The sequence below is a fragment of the Acidimicrobiales bacterium genome (genome assembly GCA_033344915.1).
Classification (GTDB): Bacteria; Actinomycetota; Acidimicrobiia; order Acidimicrobiales; family Aldehydirespiratoraceae; genus JAJRXC01.
Map to the genome: position 1 here is coordinate 842231 of JAWPML010000001.1, position 13947 is coordinate 856177.

Sequence of the window (13947 nt, forward strand, 5' to 3'; positions counted from 1 at the left end):
ACGCCGCCGAAGGCGGTCAGCACCAGTCGGCCCGGCGGGGGCACGTCGCGACGACGGTGCAGCCGCAGTCGCTCATCTCGACGAGGAAGGCGATCATCTCGTCGAGCTCGGTCCGGCGCCGTTCGAGTTCGCCGATCTTGGCGTCGACGAGATCGCGCCACGAGCCGTCCGTGTCGTCGAGCATGCGGCGGATCTCGTCGAGCGCCAGCCCGGCCTCCTGACAGCGACGGATGAAGTTGACCCGGCCGACGGTGGCCGGATCGAAGCGGCGCTTGCCGCCCACCCGTTCGGCTGTCTCGATCAGGTCGATCTCGTCGTAGTAGCGGACTGCGGAGACGGCGAGCCCCGTGCGCGCCGCGACCGTGCCGATCGACAGGGTCGTGGTCACGTGATGCCGGACATCGCGCGGATGATCGCGAGCCCGTCGGGGTTGGACGTCGTCAGCTCGAGGGTGAGCACGTCGTCGAGACGGACCTCGATGTCGAGCCAGGAGCCGCAGCACGCCCGTTCGGCGGTGGCCAGCCGTTCGATGGGACCGGCCATGGCGAGCGGGTAGGTGGTGCGCACCCCGTTCTCGAGTTCGGTGCGATCGAGTGCCCGCGGGCCGAGGTCGCCCCACTCGAGCGTGCGCCCGGCGAGCTCCTTGGTCGTGAGGGTGCAGGTGACGGGCGGGGGTGGGGCGTCCATGCCCGCCACCGTACGACCTCAAGTCCACTTGATGTCAACCGATCCGCGCGCTCCCACGGCACGGGTCGGCGACGAACGGGACTGCCCGTTCTCGACAGCGCCGACTACGTTCTTCTCGGAGGCCCCGGTGATCGAACCCTCTGTACTGCGATTCCTGGTGAGCGCGAAGGCGCGGGCGGACCCGTACCCCCTCTACGCCCGGCTGCGGGCCGAGTCGCCGGTGCACCACTCCATCGTCGGCGCCACGCTCGTCACCCGCTACGACGATGTCGTCGACGTGTTCCGCCAGCCCGTCATGTCGAACGTCGACACCAACGCCGACATCCGGTTCCGCGAAGGACGTCATGGCCGCGGCATCGCCGCCGAGTTCCCGGGGCGTCTCGTCTTCCACATCGAGCGGGCCCGCTACCGGCGGGCGGCCGGTGACGGCGGCGTGCTTCCCACGCTCCTCGACCGGTTCCTGATCCTCCTCGACGCGCCGGACCACGGCCGGATCCGCCGTCTCGCGTCGCGTGCCTTCACCCCGAAGGTGGCGGACGCGGCCCGACCGATGATCGAGAAGATCGCCAATGACCTCCTCGACGGCATCGAGTTGCGAGGCGAGGCCGACCTGCTCGCCGAGTACTTCTACCAACTGCCGACCCGGGTCATCTGCGAGCTCCTCGGCGTGCCGCCGGGCGACGTCGCACCATTCCACGAATGGGTGCGCCAGATCGTGCGGGTTCTCGACGTCAACGAGCGCGGGGCGGGCAACATCGACGAGGTCGAGCAGGCGGCGCAGGCCCTCGACGGCTACTTCCGGGGCCTCATCGAGCGTCGGCGCGCGGAGCCGGCCGACGATCTCCTGACCAAGCTCGTGGTCGCCCGCGACGAGGGCGACAAGCTCAGCGAAGAGGAGCTCGTCTCGTTCGCCGTCCTCCTCTTCGCCGCCGGACACGAGACCACCGCGAACCTCATGGGCAACGGGCTCTGGCATCTCCACCGCCATCCCGACCAGCTCGCCCGATTCCGGAGCGAACCGGAGATCCGACCGAACGCCGTCGACGAGCTCCTGCGCTACGACAGTCCGATCCAGCTCACCCAGCGCACACCGCTGGAGGCGACCGAGGTGGCGGGCGTGCCGGTCAGCAGCGGGCGCCCGATCGTCAACATCATGGGGGCCGCGAACCGTGACCCCGATCGGTTCCCGGACCCCGACGTCCTCGACGTCGGCCGTCCGGACTGTCAGCCCCTGTCGTTCGGCTTCGGCGTCCACCACTGCATCGGGGCCGCGCTGGCACGGGTGGAAGCCGAGGTCGGTCTCGGCGCCCTGCTGGATCGTTTCCCCGACCTCCGCCTGGTCCGCGACACGCCGGAGTGGCGCAAGACGATCGTGTTCCGCGGCCTGGTGGACCTGCCGGCCGTGGTCCGATGAGGATCCGGGCGTTTCGCGAAACGGACCGTGGCGCGGTCATCGATCTCTGGGAGCGGTGCGATCTCACGCGACCGTGGAACGACCCGGATCTCGACATCGATCGCAAGGTCGCCCACGATCCGGGTGGCTTCCTCGTGCTCGAGGACGATGACGGCGGGATCGTCGCGTGCGCGATGTTCGGCTACGACGGCCACCGGGGGAGCGTCAACTATCTCGGCGTTGACCCGGATCAGCGCGGCGGCGGCCACGGCCGGCTCCTCATGGCCGAGATCGAGCAGCGGTTGGAATCACTCGGTTGCCCGAAGATCAACCTCATGGTGCGCGCCGGCAACCGCGACGTCGCGGCGTTCTACGAGCGGCTCGGCTACGGCACCGAGGACGTGGTCACGATGGGCAACCGCCTCATCGAGGACGCGCCGCGACCGTGAGTCGGGACTGGTTCGATCCGTTCGGTCTGCGGGGGAGCAAGCTCGACCCGTTCACCTATCTGACCGATGCGCTCATGGGGAAGGGGCTCGCGGCGAACTCGGCGGCCCGGATGTCCACCACGGTCGCGAAGCAGCTCGAGGGTCGACGTCTCGACATCGCGTCGCAGCCGCCGGTCAGCCTCACGGTCGCCCGCCTCGACGAGGTACGGCCCCCGGCCGGCGTCGGCGCGGTGCCCACGAGTGTGCTGGAGGTCCCGATGTTCACTGCGGTGAGCGGGGAACTGGAGGACGTGCACATCGGCGACGTTCGTCTCGAGCGGATCCACCTCGCGGCGCGGTCCATCCAGATGGCGACCAGCGGTGACCGCGTGCGGGTGGGCGGCGCCGACTACGAGGCCCGTGTCACCGGGGACGAAGTGTTGGCCCAGATCGCCGCGCACGCCGCCGACGCGCCGATGATCCGATTCGACCACGGGCGTATCGAAGCGAGCGAGGGCGTGTTCGCCCGGTGGTTCTGGATGGAACTGTCGATCCGGGCCGCGGACGAGCGGGTCGTCGTCGAGCCGGTGGCCCTGCGGTTCCGGGGCCGCCCGGTGCCGGTGCCCCGCCGGCTGCTCCAACGGATCGAGCGCGACCTGCCCGGCCTTCCGGCGCCGTTGACCGTCGACTCGGTCACGCTCGACGGTGACGACGTCATCGTGCAGGGGACCGTCCGCGAGGTCGTCATCCCGGTGGACATGACCCGTCTGATCACCGACCTCGGCACGAAGCGCACGCGCGAGGTGCTGCGGGTGATGGTCGGGGAGTGGTGACCGGGCTCAGCCGTCCGACTCGCTGCCTTCGGCCAGGAACGACTCGTAGACGCGGATCAGGACCTGCTTCTGGTCGGGCGTGAGGTCGGTCTGCGCCCGGATGGTCTCGATCAGGTTGCTCTCGCGGTCCTCGTCGAGGATGCCGGCCCGCACGTAGAGCGACTCCGCGGAGACCTCGAGGGCGCGGGCGAGCTGTTGGAGGATCTCGGCAGACGGGCGCTTGAGGCCCCGCTCGATCTGTGACAGGTACGGATTCGAGACGTTGGCGAGATCGGCGAGCTTGCGGACCGACAGCTCCATCTGACGCCGTTGCTCGCGGATGTACTCGCCCAGATCACCCCAGGCTTCTCGTGGATCCTTGTCGACCATACGACGCACTCCCGTTCAGGGGGTCAACTCTGGCACCCTCGGCGCCCGGACGCAGCGACCGGGCCGCCCCGGAGGGCAGCCCGGTCGCCGGGGGGATTTCATTTGGGGGAAGTGGTGAACCTCAGGGGTTCAGGACTTGGTGGCCTTGGCCTTGGGGGCCGTCTTCTTGGCGGTGCTCTTCTTGGCAGCCGGCTTCTTGGCGGCCGGGGTCTTGGGGGCCTCGATGCCGATGAAGTCCCACGCCTTCTCACGGTTGGTCGAGACGACGGTGGCGACCTGCTCCGGCAGACGGCCGATCAGCTCGGCGGCGCGGGGCTCGGTGCGGGCACGGAACTCGGTGAGCGCCTCGGTCGCCTGCTTGCGAGCGGTGGCGGCGTGCTCCTCGGCGAACTCGGGGGCGGGAACCTCACGGCCGACGATGGCGTCGGTGACGAGAAGGTTGATGCCCACGGAGGCGTAGGCGGCGGTCTTGACCTGATCGAGAACTGCGGTCATTGTTCGGACTCCTGAGAGGGTTGGGGGTGGATCCGACTGCACACTTCGGCGACCGGATGTGCTTACTATAGCTAGCAGTCAGCCCATGTCAACCACTTTTGCTAACAAAAGTACGCAGCCGTGTTGAGCGCCCTTCATGTGCTCGGCGAGTACTGGGAACCCGATGCCGACGAACCGACGGCGCTGGGCGTCCTCGTGGCCGCGGCCAAGGACCAGGCGAGCGTCGCCGCGCTGCGGGAGCTCGAGGGCCTGCTCTCGGTCTTCGTGCTCGGTCTCGACCTCCCGACCGGGCCGCTCGTCGCCGCGGTGCCGCCCGGACCGGGCCGGAGCGCCCACCCGGTGCCGTCGCTGGCCGCGTGTGTCGCCGAGGCCCTCGATGTCGACGCAGTGGGGTCGGTCCTCACCCGATCGGCGGCCACGCCACGATTGCGGGACACGCCGGTCGCCCGCCGTCGCGACGTGGTGGAAGCGGCCGGCTACGCGGTGAACGCGTCGGTCCGGGGCCGGTCGGTCGTGCTCGTGGACGACGTCGTGCTCACCGGCACCACACTCACCTATCTCGCCGAGCTCCTGCGCGAGGCCGGCGCGACCGATGTGGTGGGCGTGGTCGCTGCTCGCACGCGTCGAACCGGCGCCTAGCGAACGGGCCGGCGGTCAGGCGCCGCCGAGTCGACGATCGATGAGGCGCTCGATCCAGCGGCTGATCGTGTCGACCTCCTGGGCGCCCTGGACCGGCAGGACCTCGTCGATCACGAGGGTCGGTACCGCGGTGACGCCGGACTGGATGGCGGCGTTGTGCTCGTCGAGCACCTCTTCGACGAGGGTGCGTTCGCGCTCGGCGGTGAGCGTCATGAACTCGTCGCGGTCGACACCGACGTCACCGGCGAGCTCGGACAGCACTCCCCAGTCGGAGATTGTGCGGTTGTCGGTGAAGTACGCCTCGAGGAGCCGGTGGTGGAAGTCGTCGGCCGCGTCCGGTTCGATCAGGGCCAGGCTCTTCGCGGCCACGTGGGCGGGCACACTCGACACCGGCTGCGGGTTGTCGGTGGCCCACACGTTGAACGTCGCCGCGGGCTCGACCTCGGCCGGCCGGAGCCAGGACTTCGTGTAGGCGACGAACTTCTCCTGATCGGTCGCCTTGTTCTCTGTGCGGAGCAGGAACGCCCGCCACGAGACATCGATCTGATCGCCGAACCGGCGCTTCAACTCATCGAGACGGACCGTCCCGACGTAGCACCAGGGTCAAAGGAAGTCGCTCCAGGCGACGATCTGGACCGGATCGCTCATGCCCCGACAGTACCCCGTCATACTTTCTGGGGTCTGACCCCAGAAAGTATGGTCTCGGCCCTATGGCGAAGGCAGCGTTCATCGGATTGGGGGTCATGGGACACCCCATGGCCGGGCATCTCGTGGCGGCCGGTCACGAGGTGACCGTCTACAACCGCACGGCGGCGAAGGCCGAGCAGTGGGTCGCCGACCACGGGGGCACTGCGGCGCCGACCCCCGCGGGCGCCGCGGCCGATGCCGAGTTCGTGTTCCTGTGCGTGGGCGACGACCCGGACGTGCGCGAGGTCGCGACCGGCGAGGCCGGCGTCCTCGAGAGCATGGCGGCGGGCACCGTGCTCGTCGATCACACGACCGCGTCGGCCGACGTCGCCCGCGAGATCCACGCAGCCGCGGGGGAGCAGGGCGTCGGGTTCGTCGACGCGCCGATCTCCGGCGGTCAGGCGGGCGCGGAGAACGGCACCCTCACGGTCATGTGTGGCGGCGACCAGCCGGACTTCGATCGGGCGGCCCCGATCATCGACGCCTATGCCCGCGCCGTGACCCTGCTCGGTGGGCCGGGTTCGGGTCAGCTGTGCAAGATGGTCAACCAGATCTGCATCGCCGGGCTGCTCCAGGGGCTGGCCGAGGGCGTCGACTTCGCGACCCGGGCCGGGCTGGACATCGACACGGTCGTGGAGACGATCTCGAAGGGGGCGGCGGGCTCGTGGCAGATGGAGAACCGGGCGACGACGATGGCGGCCGACGAGTTCGACTTCGGCTTCGCGCTCGACTGGATGCGCAAGGACCTCGGCATCTGTCTCACCGAGGGCGACCGGGTCGGTGCCTCGCTTCCCGTGACCGCGTTGGTCGACCAGTTCTACGCCCGGCTCCAGCGCCAGGGGCACGGACGCTGGGACACCAGTTCGCTGATCTCGCTCCTGCGGGACTGACCTCGGGGTCGATCCGCAGCGGTCGCGCTAGTCGAGCAGCACCCAGGCGCCGGTCGCCGCGTCGAACTCCGCGAGCCGCAGACCGCGGGCGGCGCCGAGGTCGCCCTCGTGGAGCTCGGCGTCCCAGTAGCCGGCGAGGTCGATCTCGCCGATGGACTCGAGTCCGGCCTGGAACGACTCGTTCGTGAGGTCCGGTCCGGCGGCGAGGAGCCCGGCTTCGACGATGTCGGCGATGGCGCACGCATAGAGCGCGACGGCGAGATCGCTGATCTCGAGTCCGAGCTCGTAGGAGAGTTCCCGGCCGGCCCGGGTCTCGAGGTCGTCGATGCAGGCCGCAACGGCGGGGTCGTCGCCCATCAGCGGCTGCTGGTCGGTGGCCACCGGGCTGTTCACGATGGCGAGCGCGCCGTCGAGGTACTGGTGGTCGACGCCGGCGTCGTCGAGGCTGGAGCCGTTCATGACCACGGTCAGCAGCCACTGGCCGGCGTCGTAGCCCGCCTCCTGGGCGTTGAAGATCTCGAGCGCGACACCCGTCGTGGACACGGTGAAGTCCACGCCGGCATCGCGGAAGCGTTCGTAGGCGAGGGCCATGTCGCGGGCCGTCTCGTTGAGGTCGTCGTCGTTCGCGGCGGTGAGCCCCTCGACGACCTCGTATCCGGCGGCCCGGAACGCGGCGACGATGGTGTCGTACTCGACGACGCCGACATCGGCGGATCCACTGACGCCGATGGTCGCCCCTTCGAGCACGCCGGCCTGCTCGACGAGGGCGACGAGGTTCTCGGCCTGGCGCTCGAACGAGGCCCAGAGGGTCGCGTACGGTGCCCGGGCCCGATCGACGATCGGGTCGCCCATGCCGGCCACGGTGACCGCGGCGGTCTCGTTGAGGTCGATGGCGCAGAGGACGTGGTCCTCGAGGGCCTGACCGACGATGAGGAACACCTCTTCGTCCTGGGTCAGCTTGCTGCAGGCCTCGTCGTAGTCGGCGCTGCCGATGGGGAGGTACTCCTCGACGACGATCTCGAGCATGCGCCCGTGGATGCCACCGCGATCGTTGATCGCCTCGAGGGCGGCGGCCCAGAGATCACCGGAGCTGCTGCGGCCGAAGTGGACGCCGAAGTCCGCGAGGGTGTCCCAGTCGATCGCGGTGACGCCGACCTTGATCGTGTCGGCCGTGACGCCGCGGAAGCTCGCGGTCAACTCGACCGGTTCGGGGGCGTCCGGTTCGGGCGAGTCGGGTTCGGGAGTGTCCGGGGCGACAGCGTCGTCCGGGTCCACGACCCGCTCGGCCTGTTGGTCGGGTTCGGCGCCGCTGCACGCGGAGGCGAGCAGGCCGAGGGCGAGGAGGAGGGCGGTCAGCTGCAGAATGGCGCGACGGATCGTCATGCCCTACCCGTCGGCCGTACCCGGAGATTGCTGAGGGTGACCTTCGGCTCAGCCCGCGACGGGCTCCCAGATGCCGGTGGCGGCGTCGAACTGGATGAGGGTGAGCCCCTTGACCGCGCCATAGTCGCCAGGCCCGAGCGAAGCGTTGGTGTAGCCCGCGAGCTCGATCTCGCCGATCGCCTCGATGCCGGCGAGCAGCGACTCGTTGGTGAGGTCCTGGCCGGCGTTGGTCAGGGCCGCCTCGAGAATCCGGCTCGTCGCGCACACGATCAGCGCGGTGTTGATGTTGTTGACCTCGGCGTCGAGGTCGTAGGGGAGGGGATGGTCGGTCCGGGCCCGCAGGTCGTCGAGACACGCAGCCGCGTCGGGGTCGTCGGCGAGCAGGGGCTGGGCCGAGGTGCCCGTGGGTGAGTTGTTGGTCGAGTACGCCCCGTCGAGGTACTCGAGCGGCACACCGGCGTCGGTGAGGCCCCGGCCCGTCATCGTCGTGTAGAGGAGCCACTGCTCGGTCTCGTAGCCGGCGTCGAGGGCGTTCGCGATCTCGAGCGGCACGCCGGTCGTCGAGATGGTGCGATCGACGCCCGCCTCCTTCATGCGTTCGTAGACCAGCGCCTGCTCCCGTGCCGTCGCTGCGAGGTCGTCCGAGTTGCCGCCGATGAGACCCTGGACCGGGTCGTAGCCGGCATCGCGCAGGGCGCCGACCACCGCCAGGTATGCGGACTCGCTGACGTCCACGAACCCCATGACCCCGAGGGTGCCCTCGAGCAGGCCGGCGGCTTCCATCTGGGCGACCCACTCGGCCGCCCGAACCTCCTGGGCGGCGATCACCGCCGCATACGGCGCCTTCGCCCGGGCGAGACGCTCGTCGTTGAGCCCGCCGGCGACGATGGCGGCGGTCTCGTGGATCTCGGTGAAGCACAGGATCTGTTCGTTCAGGGTGGCACCGACGACGAGGAAGACCTCGTGATCCTCCGTCAACTCGATGCATGCTGCATCCGCCTCGTCCGAACCGACGGGCAGGAACTCGCTGATGTAGGGCTCCAGCGTCCGCCCGTGGATACCGCCCCGTTCGTTGATCTCGTCGAGGGCGGCGACCATCAGATCGCTGTTGTTGGACACGCCGAAGGTCACGCCGAGCGCGGCGAGACGGTCCCAGTCGAACGCGGCGATGCCGATGCGGATGGTGTCCTCGGTGACGCCGCGGTACGAGGCGGTGTTCGGTCCGAGGGTCGTGGTCGTCGTCGACTCCGCGCCGGCGTCGCCTTCGTCGGCGGTCGTCGTGGTCGTTGTACCGTCGTCCGGGTCCGCCACCGGATCGTCCGACGACGAGCCGCAGGCCGCGGCGATCAGGGCGAGAAGGACGACGACCGGTACGACGAGGTGGCGTTTCACCCCCCGATTCGTACCCACCCGGCCCGTTCGCTGTCGAATCGCTAGCTGGCGGCTTCGACCTCGGCGAGCTCCGTCCCGGCCCGGATGCCCTCGACGAAGAGGGCGACCAGATAGTCGAAGCTCGCATCGTGGCGGCCGCGACCGAGCGAGTCAGCGGCCTCCAGCGTGCTGAAGCCGTGGAGGGCGGCGCGCAGCGACCGGCCCGCGGCGGTGGCGTCCGCACCGGACAGCCCGTAGACGGCCAGCACCCGGTCCATGGTCTCGATGGCACCGAGGCCGGCGGTGCGCTTCTCGTCGCCCTCGACCTTGCGCAACGAGAGCTCGTAGCGGCCGGGCCGCTCGGTGGCCCAGCGGCGGTAGGCGCGGGCGAACGCGATGACTGCGTCGTCGCCGGCGACCCCGACCACGGAGTCGCGCAGGGTCTCGCCGAACTCGGCGGTGACGGCGATGGCGAGGGCATCGAGAAGGCCCCCGAGGCCGTCGACATGGCTGTAGAGGGAGGGGGACTGCACGGCCAGGGCATCGGCCACGGCCTTGAGGCTGAGCGCGTCGAGACCGTCGCGGTCCACGATCGCGAGCGCGGCGTCGAGCACGTCGTCTCGATCGAGTCCTCGTCGTCGGGCCATTTCCCCACACTAGCTGTTGAAGTGGGATAGGTCTATGTCTAAGATGGTTAGGTAACCGACCGAGGGACCCAGCATGAGCGAGCGCTACACGATCATCTCCGCCGACAGCCACGCCGGCGGCAACATGGCGATGTACGAGGAGTACCTCGCCGAGGAGTGGAAGGACGCCTTCGCCGAATGGCGAGGTGCCTACTCGAACCCGTATCGGGACCTCCAGGACGACGGCCGCACCCGCAACTGGGACAACGAACGCCGCGTGCAGGAGCAGTACGACGACGGCATCGTGGCCGAGATCACGTTCCCGAACACGGTGCCGCCCTTCTATCCGACCGGCATGCTCATCGCGTACCCGCCGAAGGACCAGGCGGACTACGAGCGGCGCAAGGCCGGCATCGATGCCCACAACCGTTGGTTGAAGGACTGGGCCGACGAATACCCGGCCCAGCGCTGCGGTCTGCCCCAGATCTTCCTCGAGGACATCGACGACGCGATCACCACGCTCGAGTGGGCCGCGGCCGAGGGCTTCCGCTCGTTCATGCTTCCCCACGTCGCCCCCGACGTCGACCTGCCCGGCCTCTGGTCCCCGCACTGGGACCGGCTGTGGGCGGCCGTCCAGGACCTCGATCTCGTGGCCACCCAACACGGCGGCAACGGCACGCCGAACTACGGCAGCGACCCGGCGTCCGGCCTCATCTTCTTGATGGAGGTGCCGTTCTTCGCCCACCGCAACCTGTCGCACCTGATCATGAGCGGTGTCTTCCACCGGTTCCCGAAGCTCAAGTACGTCATGACGGAGCAGGGCACGGCGTGGGCGATCGACGAGCTGCGGCGGATGGACATGTACCACATGCAGATCTCCTCGGGTCGCGTCGGCGAGCTCGGGTTCTCCGCCGACGTCGTGCTCCCGATGAAGCCCAGCGAGTACTTCGACCAGAACGTGTGGATCGGCGCGTCCTTCCCGTCGCCGGGTGAGGCCGAGGCGATCAAGACCCTCGGCGTGCACAAGGTGATGTGGGGTTCGGACTATCCGCACCACGAGGGCACCTACCCGTATTCGGTCGAGTCGCTGCAGCGCGCGTTCCACGAGTGGGACGAGGCGGACATGCGTCGGGTGCTCAGCGAGAACGCGGCCGAGCTGTACCGGTTTGACCTCGACGCGCTGGCGCCACTCGCCGCCGAACACGGCCCGACCGTCGAGCAGGTCGCGACCCCGCTGGCCGAGATCCCGAAGAAGGCGACCAGCCCGGCGTTCTTCAAGAAGTGACTTGACCGCGCAGTGCGGTAAGCTCACCACCGGTGTCCGATTGGGGGATCGGACGTCGATGGCGCTTCCCATGGGAGGCGCCATCGTCGTATCCGGGCCCGGGCCCCGAACCGAGCCCTCGCCGCGGTTGTGTCTCACGTAATGCGACATGCGACAAGACCGGTTGTCGCATGTCGCACTACGTGAGACGACTTTGGTCCGGGCGGGCCCGGCCTCGCGGTTCGTGCGACCGGTGGCGACCGGCTAGAACGGCGCGGTGACGAGCACGCAGGGCCCCGCCGATCCGACCGCGGCGTATGCCGGCTTCGAGGGGGAAGTGGGCCGCATCTTCTCCACGTCGAAGCCCTGGTGGCCGCAGCCGCCGACGGCTCCGGAGAAGGCACCGAACATCATCGTGATGCTGGCCGACGACCTCGGGTTCGCCGACCTCGGGTGCTACGGCAGCGAGATCGACACGCCCGAGCTCGACGGCCTCGCGGCGCACGGCGTGCGCTACACGAACTTCCACGTGAACCCGATGTGTTCGCCGACGAGGGCGTCGATGCTGACCGGCCTCAACCACCATCTCGCCGGCATGGGCCACGTCGCCCACAGCGACCCGGGCTTCCCCGGCTATGCCCACGAGATCCGCGACAACGCCATCACCATGGCCGAGCTCTACCGCGACAACGGGTGGGCGAGCCTGATGGTCGGCAAGTGGCATCTCTGCAAGGACGCCAACCTGAGCGAGGCGGGCCCCAAGCACAGCTGGCCGCTCCAGAAGGGCTTCGACCGCTACTACGGCATCCTCGACGGCTTCACGAACTTCCACCAGCCGCACCGGCTGTACGAGGACAACCACGCGATCACCGTGGACCAGTACCCGGACGACTACTACTTCACCGACGACCTGACCGATCAGGCGATCACGATGATCGACGAGGTCCGGTCGTCGCACCCGACGAAGCCCTTCTTCCTCTACTACGCCCACGGCGCGGTGCACGCCCCGCTCCAGGCGAAGCAGCAGGACATGGACAAGTACCGCGGCATGTACGACGCCGGGTGGGACGCGATCCGCCGTCAGCGCTACGAGCGTCAACTCGAGTTGGGGGTCATCCCCGACGGCACCGTCCTCCCGCCCCGCAACACGGAGGAGAACCACGAGGTCACCGCCTGGGACGATCTCACCGACGTGCAGCGCGAGACCTTCGCCCGCTACATGGAGATCTTCGCCGGCATGGTCGACTCGGTCGATCAGAGCGTCGGCCGGCTCCGTGAGCACCTCGAGGCCATGGGGGAGTGGGACAACACGATCATCGTGTTCACCTCCGACAACGGCGGCTCCCGCGAGGGCCAGTACGACGGCACCTCGCAGTACTTCCGGACGTTGCTGCTCCAGGCGCGTCGCGGCGGGTTCGAGGACATCGAGCTCGACCACTCCCGGCTCGACCTCATGGGCGGCCCCCAGACCCTGCCGCACTACCCGATGGGGTGGGCGATGGTGTCGAACACGCCGCTGCGGATGTACAAGATCAACACCCACCAGGGTGGCCACCAGGTGCCGTTCATCGTGCACTGGCCGGAGGGGCTCGAGGCCAAGGGCGAGATCCGCACCCAGTACCAGCACATCACCGACCTGCTCCCGACCCTGGCCGAGCTGACCGGCGTCACGATCCCGACGATGAAGGACGGCCAGCCGCTTCCCGAGCCGGCGGGCGCGAGCTTCGCCGACAGCCTCGGCGACGGCGCCGCGGTGTCGACCCACCCCGAGCAGTACTACGAGATGATCGGCAATCGCGGCTTCTATCGCGAGGGGTGGTCGGCGGTGACGCTGCGCCAGCCCCGCACCGCCTTCTCGGAGGAGGCGTGGGAGCTGCACAACCTCGCCGAGGATCCGTCCGAGTCGCGTGACCTCGCGGCCGAACACCCGGGGAAGCTCAACGAGCTGGTCGACGCGTGGGAGGACGCGGCGTGGGCGAACCAGGTGTTCCCGCTCGACGAGGGCAACGCCGTGAAGATGATCGAGAAGCCGCCGTGGGACGCCCAGCTCGCCGAGGACACCCGGATCCATCCCGGCACGCCGACGCTCGAACGATGGCGCGCGTTGCAGCTCATCTTCTCCCGGGACTGGGCCGTGGAGGTCGACCTCGACTACGCCGAGGGCGACGAGGGCATGCTGTTCGCCCACGGCGACCAGGGCGGCGGCTACGCCATGTACATCGAGCACGGTCGCCTCGTCTTCGCCTTCAACGGCTACGGGTCGATGACGGTGGTCGACGCCGGCGACGTCCCCGCGGGGACGCGTTCGGTCGGCCTGCGGATGGCGAACGTCGGCGACGGCCTCTGGCGCGCCGAGGTCGTGATCGGCGACGCGGTCGTCGCCACCGCGGACGAGCTGCCGGTGCTCATGGCGATGGCGCCGTTCGAGGGCATCGACGTCGGACTGGATCGTCGGTCGCCGGTCAGCTGGGAGATCTACGAACGGCACGGGCCGTTCCCCTACTCCGGCACGCTGCACGGGGTCACCTATCGCCCCGGCGAGCTCGCGGACGACGCCGGCGTGCGCTGGCTCGACTACCTCAAGGAAGCCGGAACCCGGTTCGAATAAGCGGGAGTTTGAACGGCGTTCATCAAAAAGAATTCGAACGGTAATGTTCGTTCACGCGACGTTTCCGCTGCTCCGGCGGAGGCGGGTTCGAGGCGCCGTTTCCGCTGGTGATGGGCTGATTTTCCGGTCGATGAACCCGCCCGCCTGTGGTCGCTCGTGATGACTTCTCCACCGTCCCCGGGGGTCGATCGTTCGCTGACCGTTCCAACTGGGACATTCCGGCGCTAACTTGCCGCCTCACCCAAGTGATTGAGACTTCGTCGTGCCGTGCCGA

14 protein-coding genes and 1 pseudogene are annotated in these 13947 nt (G+C 69.1%); 7 read left to right on the forward strand and 8 right to left on the reverse strand.

Translation table 11 applies throughout. From position 1 onward, the window contains the following. Nucleotides 1-16: 16 nt before the first annotated feature. Together R8F63_04070 and R8F63_04075 are read right to left on the reverse strand one after the other, a co-directional pair. Nucleotides 17-388, reverse strand: a complete 372-nt coding sequence (locus R8F63_04070) for a MerR family DNA-binding protein (protein ID MDW3217768.1) — start codon at nt 386-388, stop codon at nt 17-19. Then, complete coding sequence (locus R8F63_04075; protein MDW3217769.1) at nt 385-687, reverse strand: hypothetical protein; 303 nt, start codon at nt 685-687, stop codon at nt 385-387. Before R8F63_04075 ends, R8F63_04070 begins: the two co-directional genes overlap by 4 nt. A gap of 127 nt (nt 688-814) precedes the next feature. Between R8F63_04075 and R8F63_04080 the strand changes: the two genes are divergently transcribed. Genes R8F63_04080 through R8F63_04090 form a run of 3 tightly spaced genes read left to right on the forward strand, consistent with a single transcriptional unit; the run spans nt 815 to nt 3341 of the window. Beyond that, entirely contained in the window at nt 815-2101 is a 1287-nt protein-coding gene (locus tag R8F63_04080) for a cytochrome P450 (protein MDW3217770.1), read from the forward strand. Beyond that, nucleotides 2098-2529 (forward strand): GNAT family acetyltransferase, encoded by a 432-nt coding sequence (locus tag R8F63_04085; protein ID MDW3217771.1) that lies wholly within the window; start codon nt 2098-2100, stop codon nt 2527-2529. The genes R8F63_04080 and R8F63_04085 overlap by 4 nt, the downstream gene beginning before the upstream one ends. Beyond that, complete coding sequence (locus R8F63_04090) at nt 2526-3341, forward strand: LmeA family phospholipid-binding protein (GenBank protein MDW3217772.1); 816 nt, start codon at nt 2526-2528, stop codon at nt 3339-3341. Before R8F63_04085 ends, R8F63_04090 begins: the two co-directional genes overlap by 4 nt. A gap of 6 nt (nt 3342-3347) precedes the next feature. On the opposite strand, the gene R8F63_04095 is transcribed toward R8F63_04090, so the two are convergent. Both R8F63_04095 and R8F63_04100 read right to left on the reverse strand, forming a co-directional pair. Continuing rightward, nucleotides 3348-3710, reverse strand: a complete 363-nt coding sequence (locus tag R8F63_04095; GenBank protein ID MDW3217773.1) for a helix-turn-helix transcriptional regulator — start codon at nt 3708-3710, stop codon at nt 3348-3350. 129 nt (nt 3711-3839) lie between these two features. Continuing rightward, nucleotides 3840-4205, reverse strand: a complete 366-nt coding sequence (locus tag R8F63_04100) for a hypothetical protein (GenBank protein MDW3217774.1) — start codon at nt 4203-4205, stop codon at nt 3840-3842. Nucleotides 4206-4328: 123 nt separating this feature from the next. On the opposite strand from R8F63_04100, the gene R8F63_04105 reads away from it, so the two are divergent. Then, nucleotides 4329-4844 (forward strand): phosphoribosyltransferase family protein, encoded by a 516-nt coding sequence (locus tag R8F63_04105; GenBank protein ID MDW3217775.1) that lies wholly within the window; start codon nt 4329-4331, stop codon nt 4842-4844. A 15-nt stretch (nt 4845-4859) separates the two neighbouring features. Here the strand turns inward: R8F63_04105 and R8F63_04110 are convergent. After that, nucleotides 4860-5435 (reverse strand): annotated as a pseudogene (locus tag R8F63_04110) (DsbA family protein). 119 nt (nt 5436-5554) lie between these two features. Here R8F63_04110 and R8F63_04115 point away from each other — a divergent pair. Continuing rightward, entirely contained in the window at nt 5555-6421 is an 867-nt protein-coding gene (locus tag R8F63_04115; protein ID MDW3217776.1) for an NAD(P)-dependent oxidoreductase, read from the forward strand. 27 nt (nt 6422-6448) lie between these two features. Here the strand turns inward: R8F63_04115 and R8F63_04120 are convergent, their stop codons facing one another. Genes R8F63_04120 through R8F63_04130 form a run of 3 tightly spaced genes read right to left on the reverse strand, consistent with a single transcriptional unit; the run spans nt 6449 to nt 9822 of the window. Next, on the reverse strand, nt 6449-7804 hold the full coding sequence (locus tag R8F63_04120; GenBank protein MDW3217777.1) for an ABC transporter substrate-binding protein: 1356 nt from the start codon (nt 7802-7804) through the stop codon (nt 6449-6451). A gap of 48 nt (nt 7805-7852) precedes the next feature. Next, on the reverse strand, nt 7853-9196 hold the full coding sequence (locus R8F63_04125; protein ID MDW3217778.1) for a hypothetical protein: 1344 nt from the start codon (nt 9194-9196) through the stop codon (nt 7853-7855). Between the two features lie 41 nt (nt 9197-9237). Beyond that, entirely contained in the window at nt 9238-9822 is a 585-nt protein-coding gene (locus R8F63_04130) for a WHG domain-containing protein (GenBank protein MDW3217779.1), read from the reverse strand. 73 nt (nt 9823-9895) lie between these two features. Between R8F63_04130 and R8F63_04135 the strand changes: the two genes are divergently transcribed. Both R8F63_04135 and R8F63_04140 read left to right on the forward strand, forming a co-directional pair. Continuing rightward, nucleotides 9896-11086, forward strand: coding sequence for an amidohydrolase family protein (locus R8F63_04135; protein ID MDW3217780.1), 1191 nt, complete (start codon nt 9896-9898; stop codon nt 11084-11086). Between the two features lie 256 nt (nt 11087-11342). Next, nucleotides 11343-13673: an arylsulfatase gene (locus R8F63_04140; GenBank protein ID MDW3217781.1), complete on the forward strand. Its 2331-nt coding sequence runs from the start codon at nt 11343-11345 to the stop codon at nt 13671-13673. The last annotated feature ends 274 nt before the right edge of the window (nt 13674-13947 follow it).

Excerpts from the sequence above, each read along its gene's own strand:
- R8F63_04075 (MDW3217769.1), bottom strand. The coding sequence starts at position 687 with ATGGACGCCCCACCCCCGCCCGTCACCTGCACCCTCACGACCAAGGAG.
- R8F63_04085 (MDW3217771.1), top strand. The coding sequence starts at position 2,098 with ATGAGGATCCGGGCGTTTCGCGAAACGGACCGTGGCGCGGTCATCGAT.
- R8F63_04095 (MDW3217773.1), bottom strand. The coding sequence starts at position 3,710 with ATGGTCGACAAGGATCCACGAGAAGCCTGGGGTGATCTGGGCGAGTAC.
- R8F63_04100 (MDW3217774.1), bottom strand. The coding sequence starts at position 4,205 with ATGACCGCAGTTCTCGATCAGGTCAAGACCGCCGCCTACGCCTCCGTG.
- R8F63_04115 (MDW3217776.1), top strand. The coding sequence starts at position 5,555 with ATGGCGAAGGCAGCGTTCATCGGATTGGGGGTCATGGGACACCCCATG.
- R8F63_04120 (MDW3217777.1), bottom strand. The coding sequence starts at position 7,804 with ATGACGATCCGTCGCGCCATTCTGCAGCTGACCGCCCTCCTCCTCGCC.
- R8F63_04130 (MDW3217779.1), bottom strand. The coding sequence starts at position 9,822 with ATGGCCCGACGACGAGGACTCGATCGAGACGACGTGCTCGACGCCGCG.
- R8F63_04135 (MDW3217780.1), top strand. The coding sequence starts at position 9,896 with ATGAGCGAGCGCTACACGATCATCTCCGCCGACAGCCACGCCGGCGGC.